This window comes from Streptomyces sp. NPDC107575 (genome assembly GCF_055657265.1).
Genome location: NZ_JBVKBG010000004.1, coordinates 747,077 through 765,827, shown reverse-complemented (window position 1 = coordinate 765,827; position 18,751 = coordinate 747,077). Strand labels below are relative to the sequence as shown.

Below are 18,751 nucleotides of genomic sequence, written 5' to 3'. Positions count from 1 at the left end.
CCCTCACACTGCGACCGGCTGACCGTTTAAGTCAATGCCTCGTACTGGATGAACTTTTCGGACGCCAAGATTCCTCAGCTGGCGTTTACGGTCATTCCGCTGCGCTTCCACGCCTCGACCACGAGATGGGACTGCACGGACTCGGCCCTGGCCACCCACGGCGCCTCCGTCAGGAAGGCGTGCAGCGCCTCCTTCGACGGCTGGGTCACGTCGACGAGCAGCTGGTGCTCCCCCATGACCACGGCCGCGTACCGCACCAGCGGTGACTCGACGAGCAGCCGGCCCACCTCCTCGACCTCGCCGGGCCGGGTCCTGATCCACAGCAGCGCCTGCACGGGCAGGCCGAGCAGCGCGGGCTCCACGACCGCGCGGATGCTGACGAGCCCGGCGCGGCTCAGCGCCTCGACGCGGCGCCTGGCCGTGGCGACCGAGACCCCGGCGACGGCGGCGAGTTCGTCGTTCGTGCACCGCCCGTCCGCCGCGAGGGCGCGCAGGATGGCCTCCTCGTCGGGGGCGAGTTCGATGTCGGTGAGGCCCACCCGGTCGTCCTGCCGCTCGCCGCCCCCGAGCGCCTCGGCCTCGGCGTCGTCGAGGATGCCGGGCGACCACTCGTGCACGGTGCGGAAGTAGCGCAGGACGGGCGAGACCTGCTGTTGCACGAGGCCGGGCAGGGCGGGCACGTCGTCCAGCATCAGGCGGCCCAACCGTCCGGGCGGGCATTGCAGTTCGGCCACGCAGTCGGCGACGCCCGCCAGCACGTACGAGAAGACGACGTCGGGCCGCCGCGCCGTGGCGAGCGCGGCCTCCCGCACGGACCCGGGCCGGCAGTTCATCCGCAGGATCACGGTCTCGCCGCGCACGACGAGCCCGCGCACCGCGACGTCCCCGCTCTCCACAAGCCGGTGCCCGCGCCGCGCCACCTTCCGCTCCGGCTCCCCCAGCACATCGGCGATCCGCCGCCAGGAGGCCCGCCCGTCGATCTGCAGGGCGGCGACGATGCGGCGGTCCAGCTCGTCGAGCGGGGCGGGGGGCGCGGTCGGATTCTGCTCGATGGTCACGGGACGACCCTAGTCGAGCCCTCCCAGGCCACATCTGAAAAACCGATCACTCTCCCCGGAAACATCTGTTGGACAGGGGTGGGAGCGCGTCGAAAGATGTCTCGTGCGGTGCCGCGGAACCAGCGATGGACCAACTACCGCTCAAGTGGAGGCTTTAATGCCCAATGAAGCTGCATTGCCCGGCGAAGAGACAGAGGTCGTCGTCGTGGGCGCCGGCCAGGCCGGCATCGCGATGAGCGAGCACCTGGGGAACCTGGGCATCCGGCACATCGTCCTCGAACGGGACCGGATCGCCGAGCGGTGGCGCACCCAGCGCTGGGACTCGCTCGTCGCGAACGGACCGGCCTGGCACGACCGCTTCCCGAACCTGGAGTTCCCCGACGTCGGCCCCGACGCCTTCGCGACGAAGGAGCAGGTCGCCGAGTACTTCGAGCGGTACGCCGAGAAGATCGACGCCCCGGTGCGGTGCGGCGTCGAGGTGTCCAAGGTGCGCAAGCACGAGGGCCGCGCCGGCTTCCTCGTCGAGACGTCCGAGGGCACCATCGACGCCGGGTTCGTGGTCGCCGCGACCGGCCCCTTCCAGCGCCCCGTGATCCCGCCGATCGTCCCGGAGGGCGCGGTGCGCACGCAGCTGCACTCCAGCGAGTACCGCAATCCGGAGCAACTCCCCGAGGGCGCCGTCCTGGTGGTCGGGGCCGGGTCGTCGGGCGTGCAGATCGCCGACGAGCTGCGCCGCTCCGGACGCCGCGTGTTCCTGTCCGTGGGGCCGCACGACCGTCCGCCGCGGCAGTACCGCGGCCGCGACTTCTGCTGGTGGCTCGGCGTGCTCGGCCTGTGGGACCTGACGACGCCGCCGCAGGGCGCCGCCCATGTGACCATCGCGGTCAGCGGGGCGCGCGGCGGCCACTCCGTGGACTTCCGCGAGCTGGCGGGCACCGGCATCGAGCTCCTCGGCATGACCTCCGCGTACGAGGAAGGGGTGCTGAGCTTCGCGCCCGACCTCGCGGAGAACATCGCGCTCGGCGACGAGAAGTACCTGGAGCTGCTGCGGGCGGCCGACGCGTACGCCGAGCGCAACGGGCTCGACCTGCCCGCGGAGCCCGAGGCGCACGTCCTCGGCCCCGACCCCGAGTGCGTCACCGACCCGCGCCTCGCCCTCGACCTCGCTGAAGCAGGTGTCACGTCGATCGTCTGGGCCACGGGCTTCGCCGCCGACTACAGCTGGCTCGACGTCGACGCGTACGACGAGAACGGCCGCCCCGACCAGCGCCGCGGGGTCTCCACCGAGCCCGGCGTCTACTTCCTCGGCCTGCCGTGGCTGTCCCGGCGCGGTTCGAGCTTCATCTGGGGCGTCTGGCACGACGCCAAGTACGTCGCCGACCACATCACGACCCGGCGCGGATACCTCGCGTACGGCAGCAACTAGGGAGAAGACCATGGCCAACGCCCCGATCGTGGCCGGCGGGCACACCCGGATCCGGCCGTTCAACACCCGCGACACCTACCCCGAGCAGAACCTCGACAACGACCTCTGCCAGGCCGTCGTCGCCGGCGACACGGTGTACGTCCGCGGCCAGATCGGCCAGGACCTCGACACCAGCGAGAACGTCGGCGTCGGCGACGCGGAGGCGCAGGCCGAGCGGGCCATGGCGAACATCAAGATGCTGCTGGAGGAGTCCGGCAGCCGGATGGAACACCTGGTCAAGCTGACGATCTACCTGATCGATCCGCGCTACCGGGAGGCCGTGTACCGCACGGTCGGCCGCTGGACCAAGGGCGTCCACCCCATCTCCACCGGCATCGTCGTCTCGGCGCTCGCCCGCCCGGAGTGGCTGTGCGAGATCGACGCGGTCGCCGTGATCCCTCAGTCGTCGAAGGAGGCCTAGCCATGACGTTCTCCCTCGTCGTACGCGACGGTGAGCGGTTCGGCATCGTGGGCAGCTCGTCGAGCCCCGCGGTCGCCGCCCGCATCGCCCATCTGCGGCCCGGCGTCGGCGCGGCGTCCTCGCAGAACATCACGGACCCGACGCTCGGCACGGCCCTGCTCGACGGCCTCTCCGAGCACGGCGACGCGGAGCGCGCCCTTGCCGGGGTCACCGGCGATCCGCGGCACGAAAAGACCATCGCCTACCGGCAGTTGACCGTCCTGGGCCGCACGGGCCCCGGTTTCGCGTACAGCGGTCCGCACACCCTCGGCACGTACGCCACCGCCACCGCCGAGGGCGCGGTGGCGGCCGGGAACATGCTCTCCGGGACCCACATCCCCGGCGTGCTCCTCCAGGCGTACGAGGAGGCCACCGGCGAGCTGGAGGAGCGTCTGGTCGCCGCCATGAAGGCCGCCGTCGCGGCGGGCGGCGAGGAGGGTCCCGTGCACTCCGCGGGTCTCGCTGTCGTCGCCGACGTCGGCTGGCGGGTCACCGACCTGCGCATCGACTGGGCCGACGACCCGATCGACCGGCTCGGCGAACTCCTCGACGTCTGGCTGCCGCAGCGCGACGACTACGTGACGCGCGGCCTCGACCCGGCGAGCTCGCCCTCGTACGGCGTCCCCGGGGACGAACGATGAGTGCCCTCAAGGACGCCGCCCGCAAGGAGGTCGACCGGCACGCCGCGCAGCTGATCGCGCTGTCCGAGCGGTTGCACGCCGACCCGGAGACCGCGTGGGAGGAGCACCGGGCGGCGGCCGCCGTGCCGGAGCTGCTCGACCGGGCCGGATTCGACGTCACGTCGAAGTACCTCGGCCTGGACACCGCCTTCCACGCCTCCTTCGGCAGCGGTCCGCGCCGGATCGCGCTGTGCGCCGAGTACGACGCACTGCCCGGCCTCGGCCACGCCTGCGGGCACAACCTCATCGCGGCCTCGTCGATCGGGGCCGCGCTGGGCCTCGCCGCCGTCGCCGACGACCTCGGGCTCACCGTGGAGGTCTACGGCACCCCCGCCGAGGAGGGCGGCGGCGGCAAGATCGAGCTGCTCGACCGGGGCGCCTTCGCCGGGGTCGACCTCGCGATGATGGCGCACCCGGCGCCGGTCGACGTCGCCGAGGCGCAGCCGTTCGCGGTCAGCCACTCCAAGGTGTCGTACACGGGCAAGTCGGCGCACGCCGCCGCCTACCCGGAGTCCGGGATCAACGCGGCCGACGCCTTCACCGTCGCGCAGGTCGCCATCGGCCTGCTGCGCCAGCAGCTCCCGTCCTCCGCGCGCGTGCACGGCGTCGTGACGCACGCGGGCGACGCCCCGAACGCCATCCCGGAGCGCGCCAGCGGGCGCTGGTACGTCCGGGCCGAAACCCTCGCCGAACTCGCCGAGTTGGAGCCGCGCGTCATGCGCGCCTTCGAGGCGGGCGCCCTCGCGACCGGCTGCGACCTGGAGATCGAACCGGAGAGCAAGCCGTACGCCGAGTTCCGCGCCGACGAGTCCGCGCTCGCGCACTACCGGGCCAACGCCCTCGCGCTCGGCCGGGAGTTCGCGCCGCCCGGCCAGGCGGCCCGCATGAACCGCGCCTCCACCGACATGGGCAACGTGTCGCAGGTGGTGCCCGCCATCCACCCCTACATCGGCATCGGCTCCCTGCCCGCCACCAACCACCAGCACGAGTTCGCCGCGTACTGCGTGGGCTCCACCGCCGAGCGGGCGCTGCTCGACGCGGCGGTCGCGCTGGCGTGGACGGGCGTGGACCGGGCCGGACCTTCCGAGGAGGCGTAGACATGACCGTGACCGAGCAGTCCGAGACCGGGGTGACCGCCGACACCGCCACCCTGCGCAGGAGCGTCGCGGCCGGGGCCGTCGGCGTTTTCGTCCACTGGTTCGACTGGGCCGCGTACGCGTATCTCGCGGGCACCGTCGCGACCGTGTTCTTCCCCGCCGACGACAGCACGACCGGGCTGCTCGCCGTGTTCGGCGTCTTCGCCGTCTCCTTCGGCGTCCGGCCGATCGGCGCCCTCGTCTTCGGGCCGCTCGGCGACAAGATCGGCCGCAAGCGCACGCTGTCCCTGGTCATCTTCATGATGTCCGGCGCCACGCTGGCGATCGGCCTGCTCCCCGGCTACGACTCGATCGGCATCGCCGCGCCGATCCTCCTCGTCGTGCTCCGGCTGGTCCAGGGCTTCGCGGCGGGCGGCGAGTTCGGCAGCGCCGCCAGCTTCCTCGCCGAGAGCGCGCCGCGCCGCCGCCGCGGCTTCGGCGTGAGCTGGCTGGAGGTCGGCTCGCTGCTCGGCTTCCTGGCCGGCTCCTTCGTCTTCCTGCTGCTGTCCTCGGGGCTCGACGACGCGCAGCTCACCTCGTGGGGCTGGCGGATCCCGTTCCTGATCGCGGCGCCGCTCGGCATCATCGGCGTCGTCATCCGCAACAAGATCGAGGACACCCCGGAGTACCGGGCCCTCGAAGCCAACGACACCGTCCCGCGCAGCCCCGCCCGCGAACTGCTGCGCACCCACAAGCGCCAACTGCTCCAGGCGGCGGGCCTGATGACGGCCATGCACGTGCCGTTCTACGCCGTGCTCACCTACCTCGTCACGTACGAGACCGACCACCTCGGTCACTCCGCCGACAGCGCGGCCCTGCTCTCCACCGTGATCTCCCTGCTGGGCCTGGTGCTCGTGCCGCTGTTCGGCGCGCTGTCCGACCGGGTGGGCCGCAAGCCGGTGTTCATCGGGGCGACGGGGGCCCTTCTGGTCCTCTCCACTCCCGCGTTCTGGCTGATGCGGACCGGGATGGCCGGGACCTGGGTCGGCGGGCTCGTGCTCGGCGCGATCCTGGCGGCGATCCTCGGCACGTACGCCGTGTGGTCGGCGGAGGTCTTCCCCACGCGCACCCGGCAGAGCGGGCTCTCCATCTCGTACAACGTGACGGCGGCGCTGTTCGCCGGCACCGTGCCGTACCTGATGACGCTGCTCATCTCGGCGACCGGGAGCACGCTCGTGCCCGGCCCGTACCTGATGGTGTTCGCCGTGGGCGGGCTCGTCGCGGCGCTGTCCCTGAAGGAGACGGCCGGTTCGGCGCTGCTGCACGCGGAGGACGTGTCCGGGAGTCCTTCGGAAGCGGCATAAGGTCGGGCCCGTACCCGGATCACCTGGCAAGGGCCCCGTATGACGTCACCGCTCGGTTTCACGCTCGTTCAGCTGCGCTACTTCCTGGTCGCCGCCGAGCGCGGCTCGATGACGGAGGCGTCGGCGGAGCTGCACATCGCGCAGTCCGCCGTGTCCGCCGCCATCCACAACCTGGAGCGCGACCTCCAGGTGCAGCTGTTCATCCGCCGCAGGGGCCGGGGTCTGACCCTGACCCCGGCGGGAGAGCGGCTGCGGGCGCAGGGCCGTGACCTCCTCGCCCGCGCGCGCGAGGTCGAGCGGGAGGCGCGCGGCGACGGCGCCGAGCTGTCCGGCCCGGTGACGGTCGGCTGCTTCGTGACCCTCGCCCCGTACTACCTGCCGCGCCTGTTCAGCGAGTGCACGCGCCGCCACCCCGGCATCGAGATCGACGTGGTGGAGGCCGAGGCCGACGAGCTCGTCGAGGCCCTGACGACCGGCCGCATCGACTTCGCCCTCACCTACGACCTGGGCCTGTCCACCGAACCGGAACTGCGCAGCGAGACGATCGCCCGCGCCCCCGCGTACGTCATCGTGGCGGCCGACCACCCGCTCGCGGGCCGCGACAGCGTGTCCCTGGCCGACCTGTCCGCGGAGCCCCTCGTCCTCCTCGACCTGCCGCACAGCCGCGACTACTTCCGCTCCCTCGTCGCCGCCACCGGCACCGCCCCCGACGTCCGCTACCGCACCCGCAGCTACGAGACGGTCCGCTCCATGGTGGCCCGCGGCCTCGGCTACTCCGTGCTCAACCAGCGCCCCGCGACCGGCCGCACCTACGGCGGCGGCGAGATCGCGGAGCTCGAACTCCGGGACGCCGGGCGCCCGTTGGAGGTCAGGATCGCCTCGCTCGGCGGCATGACGCAGAGCGCGCGGGCCCGCGCGGTGATGGACGTACTGCGGGAGAACTCGGGCGGGGTGTGACCGCTACAGGTCCGCGCACCCCGTCACCACGCGCGCGTGCACGCGGATCAGGCGCTGCGCCTCCTCCCGCGTCAGGGCGGCATTGCGGCTCACGATGTGCAGGCCGTAGCCGTCCTCCAGCGCCACCAGGTTCCTGGCGAGGTCCCCGACGGGCGCCGTCAGCGTGAACTCCCCGGTCGCGGCGCCCACTTCCAGCGCGGTGGCGTACAGGCCCACCTCGCTCGCGAACAGTGACGCCATCAGCTCGGCGTGCCCGGGGCTGCGGTCGGCCCTGCGGTGCAGCTCGAAGAGGAGCCCGTGCGTCGCGTCGCCGGGGTCGGACGGCAGACCGGAGGCGATCAGCGCGCGCAGCCGCTCCACCGGGTCGGCGACCTCGTCGGTGACCGCGTGCCGCGCGGCGAGGAAGCGCTCGACCGCGCCCCGGTGCACCTCCAGGACCAGCTCGTCGAGCTCCGGGTAGTAGTACAGGACCGAGCCCGCGGACATGCCGGCCTCCGCCGCGATGTCCTTGATGCGCAGCCCTTCGAGGCCCCGCTCCGTGATGGCCCGCCCCGCCGCGTCCACGAGCGCCTCGCGCCGCGCGGTCTGGTTCTTCGGTCTCCCCGGTTTTCCCATGCGGTTAATTCTCTGTTACGCAGTTCAAGAAAATCAAGCGGATCCGTTCCGAGGCATTGACGGACCCTTGGCGCATTGTTTGAATCCAACTTCAAAGATCCCGTCGCGGATCTCGCAGTTCTCGCACAGACCGCTCCCGTACGCCCCGCGCCGTACGCAATCGAAGGTCACCGCATGACGACGCACTCGCACTGGCGGCAGCGCGCCGCCGAGTTCGCACCCCGCACCCGCCTCTACATCGACGGAACGTGGGCCGACCCCTCCGACGGGGAGTGGCTCGCCACCGTCAACCCCGCGACCGGCAAGACCGTCGCCGACGTGGCGGTCGCCTCGCCCGCCGACGTCGACCGGGCCGTGGCCGCCGCCCGCGCCTCCTTCGAGGACGGCCGCTGGTCCCGCACCGACCCGGCCGAGCGCAAGCGCGTCCTCCTGAAGCTGTCCCGCCTCATCGAGGAGCACGGCGAGGAACTCGCCCTCTGCGACACCCTCGACATGGGCAAGCCCATCGCCGAGTCCTACGGCACCGACGTGCCCGGCGCCGCCGGTGTCTTCGCCTGGTACGCCGAGGCCATCGACAAGCTGTACGACGAGGTGGCGCCGGCCCCGCCCGGCAATCTCGCCCTGGTGCGGCGCGCCCCGCTCGGCGTGGTCGGCGCGGTCGTCCCGTGGAACTTCCCGCTGGACATCGCGAGTTGGAAGCTGGCACCCGCGCTGGCGGCCGGCAACAGCGTGGTCCTCAAGCCCGCCGAGCAGTCGCCGCTGTCGGCGCTCCTGCTCGCCGAACTCGCCACCGAGGCCGGGCTCCCTGACGGCGTCCTGAACGTGGTGCCGGGCCCCGGCGAGGTGACGGGCCGCGCGCTCGGCCTGCACCCGGACGTCGACACCCTCGTCTTCACCGGTTCGACCGCCGTGGCCAGGAAGTTCCTCGGCTACTCCGCCGAGTCGAACATGAAGCAGGTGTGGCCCGAGGCGGGCGGCAAGAGCCCCAACGTGGTCTTCGCCGACGCCGACCTCGACGCCGCCGCCGAACGCGCCGCGTGGGGCTTCGCGTACAACGCCGGGCAGGTCTGCTCCTCCAACACCCGGCTCCTGGTGGAGGCGTCCATCGCCGAGGAGTTCACCGCCCGCGTCGCCGAGCACGCCCGCGCCTGGATCCCCGGCGACCCGCTCGACCCCGCGACCCGGATCGGCCCGCTGGTCGACGAGGCGCAGGTGGAGCGCGTCCTCGCCGCGGTGCGGGCCGCGGGCGGGACGCTCGCCTGCGGAGGCACCCGCCCGGACGGCGAGGGCGCGTACCTGGACCCGACGGTCGTCACCGGCCTGTCCCCCGAATCGCCCCTCGTGCGCGAGGAGTTGTTCGGCCCGGTCCTCGTCGTCCTGCCGTTCCGCGACGAGGCGGAGGCGATCCGCCTCGCCAACGACTCCGCGTACGGCCTCGCCGCGTCCGTGTGGACGCGGGACATCGGCCGCGCGCACCGCGTCGCCGACGCGCTGACCGCGGGCACCGTCTCGGTCAACACCGTGGACGCGCTCAGCCCGCTCACCCCGTTCGGCGGCTTCAAGCAGTCGGGCCACGGCCGCGACCTCTCCCTGCACTCCTTCGACAAGTACACGGGCCTGAAGACCACGTGGATCGCGTACAGCTGAAAGGTTTTGACCTCACCATGAGCCGCACCGCAGACCAGCTCGCCGCCCTCGACCGGGCGCACATCATCCACCCCTACCTGCCGGGCAGCGCCACCGAGCGCGTCGTGATGACGGAGGGGTCCGGCTGCCGCCTGACCGACTCCGAGGGCCGCAGCTACCTCGACGCGACCGGTGGCCTGTGGCTGGCGCAGGTCGGGCACGGCCGCGAGGACCTGGCGGACGTCGCCCACGAGCAGATGAAGAAGCTGGAGTACTTCACCAGCTTCTGGGAGTTCTCCAACGACCGGGCCATCGAACTCGCCGCCCGACTGGCCGAGTTGGCGCCTGACCCGCTGAACCACGTGTACTTCACGTCCGGCGGCTCCGAGGGCAACGAGGCGGCCATCAAGATGGCCCGCTACTACCACCACCGCCGCGGCGACACCGACCGCACCTGGATCCTGGCCCGCGACAAGGCGTACCACGGCATCGGCTACGGCGGCGGCTCGGCCACCGGATTCCCGCTGTACCACGAGGGCTTCGCCCCGATGATGCCGCACGTCTCGCACCTCACGCCGCCGTGGCCGTACCGCACGGACCTGTACGGCGGCGAGGACCCGACGGACTTCCTGATCCGCGAACTCGAGGGCCGCATCGCGGAGATCGGCGCCGAGAACATCGCGGCGATGATCGGCGAGCCCATCATGGGCGTCGGCGGCATGCTGGTCCCGCCGGAGGACTACTGGCCGCGCGTGCGCGAGGTCCTCGACCGGCACGGCATCCTGCTGATCTTCGACGAGGTCGTCACGGCGTACGGGCGCGTCGGCGAGTGGTTCGCGGCCCAGTACTTCGGCGTGACGCCGGACATCATCGTCACGGCGAAGGGCATCACGTCCGGTTACGTGCCGCTGGGCGCGCTGATGGTCGCGGACAACGTCGCCGAGGTGCTGCTGCGGGACCACGGCTTCCCCATGGGCTACACGTACAACGGCCACCCGGTCGCGACGGCCGTCGCCCTCGCCAACCTCGACGTCATCGAGAACGAGGGGCTGCTGGGCCGGGCGAAGACGATCGGCGCGACGCTGCACGGCGAGCTGGAAGCCCAGTTGGGCGACCTGCCCATCGTGGGCGAGATCCGCTCCGTCGGCATGATGCTCGCGGTCGAACTGGTCGCGGACCGGGCGACGCGCGCCCCGCTCCCGCTGCACGCCGACCGCATGCCGCACGACGTGATCCGCCGCGAGACCGGCGTCATCGTCCGCGACTCCGCGCACAGCCTGGTCCTGTCCCCGCCGCTGATCATGACGGAGACCGAGACCAAGGAGGTCGCGTCCGCGCTGCGCGGCGTCCTGGAGCGCACGAACGCCTCCGGCGAGATCCGGGAGGCGTGACAGAACGGGGCCCGGCGGTACGCCGCCGGGCCCCGGCCCACATGGTCAGCCCGTACACCGCTCGCAGTCCCCGACTCCCTCCCTAGGAACTGCCCGTGTCGACGAACCTCCCCTCCGCAGAGCCACAGACGCCGCCCGACGCCTCCGCCTCGGACTCGAACCTGCGGCGCAGCCTGAAACGCTTCGACATCACGGCGATGGCCGTCGCCGCGGTGATCTCCTTCGACACCATCGGCCAGATCGCGACGGGCGGCGGCGAGGCGGCCACCTGGACCGCCGCCATCGCCCTGTTCTTCCTGCTCCCCTACGCCCTGCTGTTCGCCGAGACCGGCGCCGCGTTCCCGCAGGAGGGCGGCCCGTACGTCTGGGTGAAACTGGCCCTCGGCCGCCCTGCGGCCGCGCTCACGACCCTCTTCTACTGGGTCACCAACCCGATCTGGCTGGGCGGTTCGCTGGTCTTCCTGGCCGCCGAGACGTGGGACGGCTTCGTCTTCCACCTGGGCTCGGGCACGTTCGCGGACTACACGTTCAAGCTGCTCTTCGTGTGGATCGCGATCCTGACCGCGATCGTCTCGCTCAGCCGCGGCAAGTGGATCACGACGGCGGGCGCGGCGGTGAAGGTCCTGTCGCTCGCCCTCTTCACCGTCACCGCGATCCTGTACGGGGCGGAGCACGGCTTCCAGGGCCTGGCCACCGCCCACTTCGCCCCGACGACGGCCGGCTTCCTGGCTCTGGTCCCCATCCTCCTGTTCGCCTACGTGGGGTTCGAAGCGCCGAACGCGGCGGGCGAGGAAATGCACGACCCGCAGCGCGACGTCCCCGCGGCGCTTGGCCGCTCGGCGACGATCGCGGCGGCCTGCTACCTCCTGCCGGTCCTGGCCCTCCTGGCGGTCGTCCCGGCCTCGAAGGTCACCGGCATCGGCGGCTTCATGGAGGGCGTCCGCCTGGTCTTCGGCGTCTACGGACCGGCGGCCGGGCCGCTGTTGACCCTCACCGCGGTGATGTTCGTCTTCGCCCTCCTCACGCAGGGCAGCGCGTGGATGATCGTCAGCGACCGCATGCAGGCGATGGCGGCGGCCGACGGCGGCTTCTTCAGCCGCGCGCTGGGCGCCTTCCACCCGAAGCTCGGCACGCCGGTCCGCACGAACCTGCTGTCCGGCGCGGTGGCCACGGTGTTCATGCTCGCGGCCATGCAACTGGTTCGCGGCGACACGGGGGCGATCTTCAGCGTGGTCCTGACGGTGGCGGTGACGACGCTCCTGCTGTCCTACCTGGCGGTGGTCCCGGCCCTCGTGGTCCTGCGCCTGCGCCGCCCGGAGGTCCCCCGCCCCTACCAGGTCCCCTTCGGCAACCGGGGCTTCATGGCCTGCGCGGCCCTCGTCTACGCCTGGATCCTGGTCGGCTCCTGGTCGGCCCTCTTCCCCGGCGTCCTGGAGTCCGTCTTCGGCATCGACTACGACTTCATGGACGTCTGGGGCGTCTCCCGCACGACCTTCGAGACGTTCACGCTGGGGACGATCGTGGTGCTGCTACTTGTCGGCGCGGCGGGGCTGGTGGCGGCGAAGCGGTCCGGGCAACCGTCCACGGAGATCCGCGAAACCGTCTGACACCGTTGGCCTCCGCTCGCCCTGGTGTGGGCCTTCGCCGGCGCCTCCGGGACGGGCTCGGCGGCACTTGCTCTCGAGGCGGCGGCCGTCGCCCTCACCGCGGCGGCCGTGTACCTCGGCTACCGGAGGAGCGCGGCGCCTTCACCGCGCACGGTCGACCTGCCGCGGAACTGGGCCCGCGGCGTCGGCATCGTCAACGTCGCCGAACTCGTGGCCATCTTCGCGGTGATCGCCGCGGCGAACGCCTCGGGCCGCCCGGGGCTGATCCCCGCCGCCATCGCCCTCGTCGTGGGCCTGCACTTCTTCCCACTGGCACGGCTGTACGACCAGTGGCAGTACCGGTGGACCGCCGCCCTGCTGACCGCGGCGGCCGTCATCGGCGCCGTTCTCCACGCAACCGGCACCCCGGACGCAACAGTCCGCGCCACGGTGGGCCTCGCCTCCGCCGCGATCCTGTGGGGCTCGGCGTACCACCTGGCCGTACGCGGCTGAGCCTGTACGGCGTCAGACCTCTACGATCCGGACTCGAGCGCCGCAGAGCTTGGTCATGTCGTCGGCGTCGGAGGTCAACATAACTACGGGGCGGTGCTGTCGCAGCGCGGCCTCCGCGACCGCCGCGTCGATCGCGTACTTGTGCCCGTGCAGGCCGGTACTCACCAGCAACTTCGAGGCCGCCCTCGCCTCTTCGTCACCAACAGGGACCACGCGCACCCCGGAGAGCACCCAGTCCAGGCGGGACGTGTTCGTTCGGGCGTGGACGGCCTCGATGATGGTGAGCGCACTGATCACGACCTCCATGCCACGCGAGCGCGCCTCCGCGACCAGGGCCACCACTTGCTCGTCGTCGGCCAGCAGCTTCGAAAGACCCTCACTGTCGAGGACCAGGGTCCCTTCGTGAGTCAGCTTGCGGCGGGCCACTGGCCCTCCTCGGCGAACACCTCGTCGAAGACCTGCCGCGCCCGCTGGCGAGCCTGCTCTGAGACCGGCCCCTTGCGGCTCTCGTAGTCGGCCAGATACTCGTCGAGGACCTGTCCGCGCAGCTCCCGCTCCACCGCATCGGCGATGAACGCCGAGAACTCCCGCTTGCCCACCCGCGCCCGGATCGCCTCCGCGGTCCCTTCGGGCAGCGACAGGCTCACCCGCGTCGCCGGACCTTCCCCGATGCCGTACGTCGTCTCACCCATACCGCGATTGTGTCAAACGAGTAGGAAACCCGCCACGTTTCGTGCCACCCACGAAACGCCAAGGGCCCGACTCCGAAGAGCCGGGCCCTCTGCGACGACAACCGCTACACGTTGAAGCGGAACTCCACGACGTCCCCGTCCTGCATCACATAGTCCTTGCCCTCCATGCGCGCCTTGCCCGCCGCGCGGGCCTCGGCGACCGAGCCCGTCTCGACCAGGTCGGCGAAGGAGATGACCTCGGCCTTGATGAAGCCCTTCTGGAAGTCGGTGTGGATGACACCGGCCGCCTCGGGGGCCGTGGCGCCCTTCTTGATGGTCCAGGCGCGGGACTCCTTGGGGCCTGCCGTCAGGTAGGTCTGGAGGCCCAGGGTGTCGAAGCCGACGCGGGCCAGGGTCGCGAGGCCCGGCTCCTCCTGGCCGACGGACTGGAGGAGTTCGAGGGCCTCCTCCTCGTCGAGCTCGGCGAGGTCCGCCTCCAGCTTGGCGTTGAGGAAGATCGCCTCGGCGGGCGCGACGAGGGCGCTCTGCTCGGCCTTGAAGGCGTCGTCCGTGAGCTCGTCCTCGTCGACGTTGAAGACGTAGAGGAAGGGCTTCGTCGTCAGGAGGTGCAGGTCGTGGAGGAGCTCCTCGTTGCCCGAGCCCTGGACGATGCCCTGGGAGGAGAGCGTGTCGCCGCGCTCCAGGATCTCCTTGGCCGCCTCGACCGCCTTGACCTTCGGGGCGATGTCCTTCTTGATGCGCGACTCCTTCTGGAGGCGCGGGAGGACCTTCTCGATGGTCTGGAGGTCGGCGAGGATCAGCTCGGTGTTGATCGTCTCGATGTCGTTCTTGGGCGCGACCTTGCCGTCGACGTGCACGACGTTCTCGTCCTGGAAGGCGCGGATGACCTGGCAGATCGCGTCGGACTCGCGGATGTTCGCCAGGAACTTGTTGCCCAGGCCCTCGCCCTCGGAGGCACCGCGCACGATGCCCGCGATGTCGACGAAGTCGACCGTGGCCGGGAGGACCTTCTGGGAGGAGAAGATCTCGGCCAGCTTGGTCAGGCGGGAGTCCGGGACACCGACCACACCGACGTTCGGCTCGATCGTGGCGAACGGGTAGTTGGCCGCGAGCACGTCGTTCTTGGTCAGGGCGTTGAACAGGGTCGACTTGCCGACATTCGGCAGACCGACGATTCCGATCGTGAGCGACACGTTGCGACTTCCCGTACGTGGTGTGGGTGGGTGTGGGGCTGGGCAGTCCACCAGTCTACGGCCTCGCCGAACCCGACAGACTTGCGCCAAGTGCGGTCAAGCTCTGCCAAAGGGCGTGTCCCTTGGGCCATTGGGCACATAAGCGCATCTATCTTGGCCTTGTGGAGCAACCCAGGACGCGTCCCCCGCAGGCCAGGCCCCGCCGCACCGCACCGCTTCCGCCGCAGGCGCAGGGCGATCAGGACGGCGCCGTGCCGTCCGCCGAGTCGGCCACCGTGTACCGGGCCGCCCGCTCGGTCCGGCCGCCCGCCGGTGGCACGCGCCGGTCCTTCCGCTTTCCGAATCCACGGCTCACCGGGCGGGGCAGCGGGCTGTTCTGCATCGCCGCGATGCTCGTGGTCGGCTTCCTCGACCGGCTGCTGTTCGGCGGCTCCGGAGCCTTCTTCGGCGTGCTGTTCCTGCTGGTCGGCGGACTCACGGCGGTGTGGGTGCGCAATGCGGACCTGGTCACGGCGCCGGTCGTGGTCCCCATCGCGTTCGCCGTCGGCATCGTCCCGATCTCCGAGGGCACCGGCGGCATCGGCCAGCAGTTCATGGGGGTCGCGACGACGCTCGCCATGAACGCGATCTGGCTGTACGGCGGCACGCTCGTCACCGGTGTGCTCGTGACCGTACGGAAGCTGCGGCTGATGGCCCGGCGGGCCGCGGTGCGCCGGGCCGGCGGGCGGCAGCAGGCGTCCGGCGGCAAGGCCTCGTCCCAGGCGCCGGGCCCGCGGCGGCGCACCGCGTAGCCCGACCGTCCCGGGGCGCTACACGCGCGATGCCGCCATCGCCGCCCCCACGATCCCCGCGTTGTTCTGCAGCTCGGCCGGGACGATCTCGGCCTTGATGCCCTCGATCAGCGGCAGGAACTTGTGCGCCTTGCGGCTGATGCCGCCACCGATGATGAACAGCTCGGGCGAGCAGAGCATCTCCACGTGCGCCAGGTACTTCTGGACACGGTGCGCCCACTTCTCCCAGCTCAGGTCGTGGTCCTCGCGGGCCTTCGTGGAGGCGTGCTTCTCCGCGTCGTGCCCGTTCAGCTCCAGGTGGCCCAGTTCCGTGTTCGGCACGAGGACGCCCTCGCTGAACAGGGCGCTCCCGATGCCCGTACCGAAGGTGAGCAGGAGCACGGTGCCCTTGCGGCCGCGGCCCGCGCCGAAGCTCATCTCGGCGACGCCCGCCGCGTCCGCGTCGTTGAGCACCGTGACCGGCAGCCCGTCGAGCTTCTTGCTCAGCAGGGCCCGCGCGTCCACGTCGATCCAGCTCTTGTCGACATTGGCCGCCGTACGGATCGTCGAGCCGCCCGTGACGACGCCGGGGAACGTGATGCCGATCCGGTCCGGCCGGGCGTCGGCGAAGTGCTCGACGACCTGCCTGACCCCGTCGGCCACGCCCTCGGGCGTGGCCGGGTGCGGGGTCAGCACCTTGTGCCGCTCCTGGGCGAGATCGCCGCGCTCCAGGTCGACCGGGGCGCCCTTGATCCCGGATCCGCCGATGTCCACACCGAAGATCTGCATGACTCCACGTTACGACGGGAGACCGACAGTCACTCCTTGGAAGCGGACTCCCCGGCGCCGCCGACCAGCGAATCGGCCTCGGCGCGCAGGTCGCGGCGGAGCTCCTTGGGCAGCGAGAACGTGATCGACTCCTCGGCCGCCTTCACGATCTCCACGTCGGCGTAGTCGCGCTGCTTCAGGTACTCCAGGACCTCCTCGACGAGGACGTCCGGGACGGAGGCACCGGAGGTGACGCCGACGGTCGTGACGCCGTCCAGCCAGGACTCGTCGATCTCTGAGGCGTAGTCCACGAGGTACGCGTCCTTCGCGCCGGCCAGCTTGGCGACCTCGACGAGCCGCTTGGAGTTCGAGGAGTTGCGGGAGCCGACGACGATGACGAGGTCGGAGTCGGCGCCCATCTGCTTCACGGCGAGCTGGCGGTTCTGGGTCGCGTAGCAGATGTCGTCGCTGGGCGGCGAGACGAGACCGGGGAACTTGGTCTTCAGGGCGTCGACGGTCTCCATGGTCTCGTCGACGGACAGCGTGGTCTGGGAGAGCCAGACGACCTTCTCGGGGTCGCGGACCTCGACCTTGGCGACGTCCTCGGGGCCGTCGACGAGCGTGATGTGCTCGGGGGCCTCGCCGGACGTGCCGATGACCTCCTCGTGGCCCTCGTGCCCGATCAGGAGGATGTCGAAGTCGTCCTTGGCGTAGCGGATCGCCTCCTTGTGGACCTTGGTCACCAGGGGGCAGGTGGCGTCGATGGTGGCGAGCTTGCCGCGCTCGGCCTCCTCGTGGACGGTCGGTGCGACACCGTGCGCCGAGAACATCACGATGGAGCCCTCGGGGACCTCCTCCGTCTGCTCGACGAAGATGGCGCCCTTCCGCTCCAGGGTCTCCACGACGTACTTGTTGTGCACGATCTCGTGGCGGACATAGATGGGGGCCCCGTACTGCTCGAGGGCCTTCTCGACGGCGATCACGGCACGGTCCACACCGGCGCAGTAACCCCGGGGGGCGGCGAGCAGGACGCGGCGGGAGCCAGGCGTTGCAGTCATGCTCCCCATCGTAAGGGCGAGCCCAGGGGGCTAAAGATCGCGGCGGTGGGGAGACTGGGGGTCTGCGCGATCTACGGAGGCTCCATGTCCGCCGACACCACACATGAGGAAGCGGCACTGCGGCGCAGTCTCGGCTTCCGGGACCTCGTCGTCTACGGGCTCCTCTTCATCGCCCCCATGGCGCCCGTCGGCGTCTTCGGCACCCTGGACGCGAAGTCGCACGGCGCGGTCGCGCTCGTCTACATCGTCGCGACGATCGCGATGGCGTTCACCGCGTTCAGCTACGCGCAGATGGTCCAGGTGGCCCCGCAGGCGGGCTCGGTCTTCGCCTACGCGCGCGCGGGTCTCGGAAAGGGCCCCGGGTTCATCGCGGGCTGGATGGCGATGCTCGACTACGTGCTGATCCCCGCGGTGGCGTATCTCTTCGCTGGCATCGCGATGAACTCCCTGGTGCCGTCGGTCTCCCAGTGGGTGTGGACGGCGATCGCGGTGGTCGTCACGACGCTGCTCAACCTGTGGGGCGTGCGGGCGGCGGCGCGGGTCGGGTTCGCCGTCCTGGCGCTCGAGATCGTGGTCCTGCTGGTCTTCGTGGTCGCGGCGGTCGTGGTCCTCGCCACGGACGGCCCGCAGCGCGACTGGCTGTCCCCGCTGACCGGTGACGGCACGCAGGGCGCGTTCGCGCTGTCGGCGGTGATCGGCGCGGTGTCCGTGGCGGTCCTCTCCTACCTGGGCTTCGACGCGATCGCCTCGTTCGCGGAGGAGGTCACCGGAGGTTCGGCGAAGGTCGCGCGGGCGGTGCTGTTCTGCCTCGTCTTCACCGGTGTGCTGTTCGTCGTGCAGACCTACCTGGTGGCGCTGCTCGAACCCACCTCGTCGGCGCAGCTGGTCGCCGAACCGGGCAAGCAGGGCAGCGCGTTCTACGACGCCGTGGACGCGTCCGTCGGTTCGTGGCTGCACGACCTGGTGGCGGTGAGCAAGGCGATCGGCGCGGCGTTCGCGGCGCTGGCCGGGCAGGCGGCGGCCGGGCGGCTGCTGTTCGCGATGGCCCGCGACCGGCGGCTGCCGAAGGCCCTGGCGCGGACGTACTCCGGGGTGCCGCGGGTGGCGCTGCTGCTCGCCGCGGTGATCACGCTCGTCGCGGCGGTGTGGGCGGCGAGCCGGGACGACGGCATGGACCACCTGGTCTCGGTCGTCGACATCGGCGCCCTGACGGCCTTCACGCTGCTGCACGCGAGCGTGGTGGGGTATTTCGCGGTACGCCGCCGGGGCGGCGAGGTCAGCTGGTGGCGGCACCTCGTGATCCCGGTGATCGGCGCGGCGATCACGATCGCGGTGATCGTGGAGGCGTCCCCGACGGCTCAGGTGGTCGGCGCGATCTGGCTCGTCGTGGGGCTCGTGGTGCTGGCGGCGCAGCGGGGCCGGGAGCCGTCGCTGCCCGCTCGGGGCGGCGGCACGGCCGACTGAACCCGTTCCGGAGCA

The 18,751-nt window shown here is 71.4% G+C and carries 19 protein-coding genes; 12 read left to right on the top strand and 7 right to left on the bottom strand.

Annotated elements, in window-relative coordinates:
* Positions 1-74: 74 nt before the first annotated feature.
* Positions 75-1,058 (bottom strand): Lrp/AsnC family transcriptional regulator, encoded by a 984-nt coding sequence (locus ACZ7L4_RS23190; protein WP_472105139.1) that lies wholly within the window; start codon positions 1,056-1,058, stop codon positions 75-77.
* Positions 1,059-1,215: 157 nt separating this feature from the next.
* Between ACZ7L4_RS23190 and ACZ7L4_RS23185 the strand changes: the two genes are divergently transcribed.
* Genes ACZ7L4_RS23185 through ACZ7L4_RS23160 form a run of 6 tightly spaced genes read left to right on the top strand, consistent with a single transcriptional unit; the run spans position 1,216 to position 7,060 of the window.
* Positions 1,216-2,484: a flavin-containing monooxygenase gene (locus ACZ7L4_RS23185; protein WP_472105138.1), complete on the top strand. Its 1,269-nt coding sequence runs from the start codon at positions 1,216-1,218 to the stop codon at positions 2,482-2,484.
* 10 nt (positions 2,485-2,494) lie between these two features.
* A complete protein-coding gene (locus tag ACZ7L4_RS23180) occupies positions 2,495-2,944 on the top strand; it encodes a RidA family protein (RefSeq protein WP_450811093.1) in 450 nt (149 codons plus the stop codon).
* Between the two features lie 2 nt (positions 2,945-2,946).
* Entirely contained in the window at positions 2,947-3,624 is a 678-nt protein-coding gene (locus ACZ7L4_RS23175) for a DUF1028 domain-containing protein (protein ID WP_472105137.1), read from the top strand.
* Positions 3,621-4,760, top strand: a complete 1,140-nt coding sequence (locus ACZ7L4_RS23170; RefSeq protein WP_472105136.1) for a M20 family metallopeptidase — start codon at positions 3,621-3,623, stop codon at positions 4,758-4,760. The genes ACZ7L4_RS23175 and ACZ7L4_RS23170 overlap by 4 nt, the downstream gene beginning before the upstream one ends.
* 2 nt (positions 4,761-4,762) lie before the next feature.
* The gene (locus ACZ7L4_RS23165) at positions 4,763-6,103 is read left to right on the top strand and encodes an MFS transporter (protein ID WP_472105135.1); all 1,341 of its coding nucleotides are present in this window, start codon (positions 4,763-4,765) and stop codon (positions 6,101-6,103) included.
* A 39-nt stretch (positions 6,104-6,142) separates the two neighbouring features.
* On the top strand, positions 6,143-7,060 hold the full coding sequence (locus tag ACZ7L4_RS23160; protein ID WP_472105134.1) for a LysR substrate-binding domain-containing protein: 918 nt from the start codon (positions 6,143-6,145) through the stop codon (positions 7,058-7,060).
* Between the two features lie 3 nt (positions 7,061-7,063).
* Here the strand turns inward: ACZ7L4_RS23160 and ACZ7L4_RS23155 are convergent, their stop codons facing one another.
* Positions 7,064-7,675 carry a TetR/AcrR family transcriptional regulator gene (locus ACZ7L4_RS23155; protein ID WP_472105133.1) on the bottom strand — a complete coding sequence of 204 codons (612 nt, stop codon included), beginning with the start codon at positions 7,673-7,675 and terminating at the stop codon, positions 7,064-7,066.
* A gap of 174 nt (positions 7,676-7,849) precedes the next feature.
* Here ACZ7L4_RS23155 and ACZ7L4_RS23150 point away from each other — a divergent pair, with 174 nt between their 5' ends.
* From ACZ7L4_RS23150 to ACZ7L4_RS23135, 4 genes are all read left to right on the top strand, one after another.
* Positions 7,850-9,322 (top strand): aldehyde dehydrogenase family protein, encoded by a 1,473-nt coding sequence (locus ACZ7L4_RS23150; protein WP_472105131.1) that lies wholly within the window; start codon positions 7,850-7,852, stop codon positions 9,320-9,322.
* 17 nt (positions 9,323-9,339) lie between these two features.
* A complete protein-coding gene (locus ACZ7L4_RS23145; RefSeq protein ID WP_472105129.1) occupies positions 9,340-10,692 on the top strand; it encodes an aminotransferase family protein in 1,353 nt (450 codons plus the stop codon).
* A gap of 95 nt (positions 10,693-10,787) precedes the next feature.
* Positions 10,788-12,299, top strand: coding sequence for an APC family permease (locus tag ACZ7L4_RS23140; protein ID WP_472105128.1), 1,512 nt, complete (start codon positions 10,788-10,790; stop codon positions 12,297-12,299).
* 24 nt (positions 12,300-12,323) lie between these two features.
* Positions 12,324-12,791 carry a DUF7010 family protein gene (locus ACZ7L4_RS23135; RefSeq protein WP_472105127.1) on the top strand — a complete coding sequence of 156 codons (468 nt, stop codon included), beginning with the start codon at positions 12,324-12,326 and terminating at the stop codon, positions 12,789-12,791.
* Positions 12,792-12,803: 12 nt separating this feature from the next.
* Here the strand turns inward: ACZ7L4_RS23135 and ACZ7L4_RS23130 are convergent, their stop codons facing one another.
* The 3 genes from ACZ7L4_RS23130 to ychF form a co-directional block, all read right to left on the bottom strand.
* On the bottom strand, positions 12,804-13,217 hold the full coding sequence (locus tag ACZ7L4_RS23130) for a PIN domain-containing protein (RefSeq protein WP_472105126.1): 414 nt from the start codon (positions 13,215-13,217) through the stop codon (positions 12,804-12,806).
* Positions 13,199-13,483 carry a hypothetical protein gene (locus ACZ7L4_RS23125; RefSeq protein ID WP_472105125.1) on the bottom strand — a complete coding sequence of 95 codons (285 nt, stop codon included), beginning with the start codon at positions 13,481-13,483 and terminating at the stop codon, positions 13,199-13,201. The genes ACZ7L4_RS23130 and ACZ7L4_RS23125 overlap by 19 nt, the downstream gene beginning before the upstream one ends.
* Before the next feature lie 104 nt (positions 13,484-13,587).
* The gene (ychF, locus tag ACZ7L4_RS23120) at positions 13,588-14,676 is read right to left on the bottom strand and encodes a redox-regulated ATPase YchF (protein WP_472105124.1); all 1,089 of its coding nucleotides are present in this window, start codon (positions 14,674-14,676) and stop codon (positions 13,588-13,590) included.
* 161 nt (positions 14,677-14,837) lie between these two features.
* Here ychF and ACZ7L4_RS23115 point away from each other — a divergent pair, with 161 nt between their 5' ends.
* The gene (locus ACZ7L4_RS23115; protein WP_472105123.1) at positions 14,838-15,467 is read left to right on the top strand and encodes a DUF6542 domain-containing protein; all 630 of its coding nucleotides are present in this window, start codon (positions 14,838-14,840) and stop codon (positions 15,465-15,467) included.
* A gap of 18 nt (positions 15,468-15,485) precedes the next feature.
* Here ACZ7L4_RS23115 and ppgK read toward each other — a convergent pair whose 3' ends face one another.
* Positions 15,486-16,235, bottom strand: coding sequence for a polyphosphate--glucose phosphotransferase (gene ppgK, locus ACZ7L4_RS23110; protein WP_472105122.1), 750 nt, complete (start codon positions 16,233-16,235; stop codon positions 15,486-15,488).
* 29 nt (positions 16,236-16,264) lie between these two features.
* A complete protein-coding gene (locus tag ACZ7L4_RS23105; RefSeq protein WP_450811107.1) occupies positions 16,265-17,281 on the bottom strand; it encodes a 4-hydroxy-3-methylbut-2-enyl diphosphate reductase in 1,017 nt (338 codons plus the stop codon).
* A 75-nt stretch (positions 17,282-17,356) separates the two neighbouring features.
* Between ACZ7L4_RS23105 and ACZ7L4_RS23100 the strand changes: the two genes are divergently transcribed.
* A complete protein-coding gene (locus tag ACZ7L4_RS23100; protein ID WP_472105121.1) occupies positions 17,357-18,736 on the top strand; it encodes an APC family permease in 1,380 nt (459 codons plus the stop codon).
* Positions 18,737-18,751: the final 15 nt, after the last annotated feature.

Coding starts and splice junctions, on each gene's coding strand:
- ACZ7L4_RS23185 (WP_472105138.1), top strand. CDS start 1,216: ATGCCCAATGAAGCTGCATTGCCCGGCGAAGAGACAGAGGTCGTCGTC.
- ACZ7L4_RS23180 (WP_450811093.1), top strand. CDS start 2,495: ATGGCCAACGCCCCGATCGTGGCCGGCGGGCACACCCGGATCCGGCCG.
- ACZ7L4_RS23150 (WP_472105131.1), top strand. CDS start 7,850: ATGACGACGCACTCGCACTGGCGGCAGCGCGCCGCCGAGTTCGCACCC.
- ACZ7L4_RS23175 (WP_472105137.1), top strand. CDS start 2,947: ATGACGTTCTCCCTCGTCGTACGCGACGGTGAGCGGTTCGGCATCGTG.
- ppgK (WP_472105122.1), bottom strand. CDS start 16,235: ATGCAGATCTTCGGTGTGGACATCGGCGGATCCGGGATCAAGGGCGCC.
- ACZ7L4_RS23100 (WP_472105121.1), top strand. CDS start 17,357: ATGTCCGCCGACACCACACATGAGGAAGCGGCACTGCGGCGCAGTCTC.
- ACZ7L4_RS23145 (WP_472105129.1), top strand. CDS start 9,340: ATGAGCCGCACCGCAGACCAGCTCGCCGCCCTCGACCGGGCGCACATC.
- ACZ7L4_RS23170 (WP_472105136.1), top strand. CDS start 3,621: ATGAGTGCCCTCAAGGACGCCGCCCGCAAGGAGGTCGACCGGCACGCC.
- ACZ7L4_RS23105 (WP_450811107.1), bottom strand. CDS start 17,281: ATGGGGAGCATGACTGCAACGCCTGGCTCCCGCCGCGTCCTGCTCGCC.
- ACZ7L4_RS23165 (WP_472105135.1), top strand. CDS start 4,763: ATGACCGTGACCGAGCAGTCCGAGACCGGGGTGACCGCCGACACCGCC.
- ACZ7L4_RS23160 (WP_472105134.1), top strand. CDS start 6,143: ATGACGTCACCGCTCGGTTTCACGCTCGTTCAGCTGCGCTACTTCCTG.
- ACZ7L4_RS23125 (WP_472105125.1), bottom strand. CDS start 13,483: ATGGGTGAGACGACGTACGGCATCGGGGAAGGTCCGGCGACGCGGGTG.
- ACZ7L4_RS23155 (WP_472105133.1), bottom strand. CDS start 7,675: ATGGGAAAACCGGGGAGACCGAAGAACCAGACCGCGCGGCGCGAGGCG.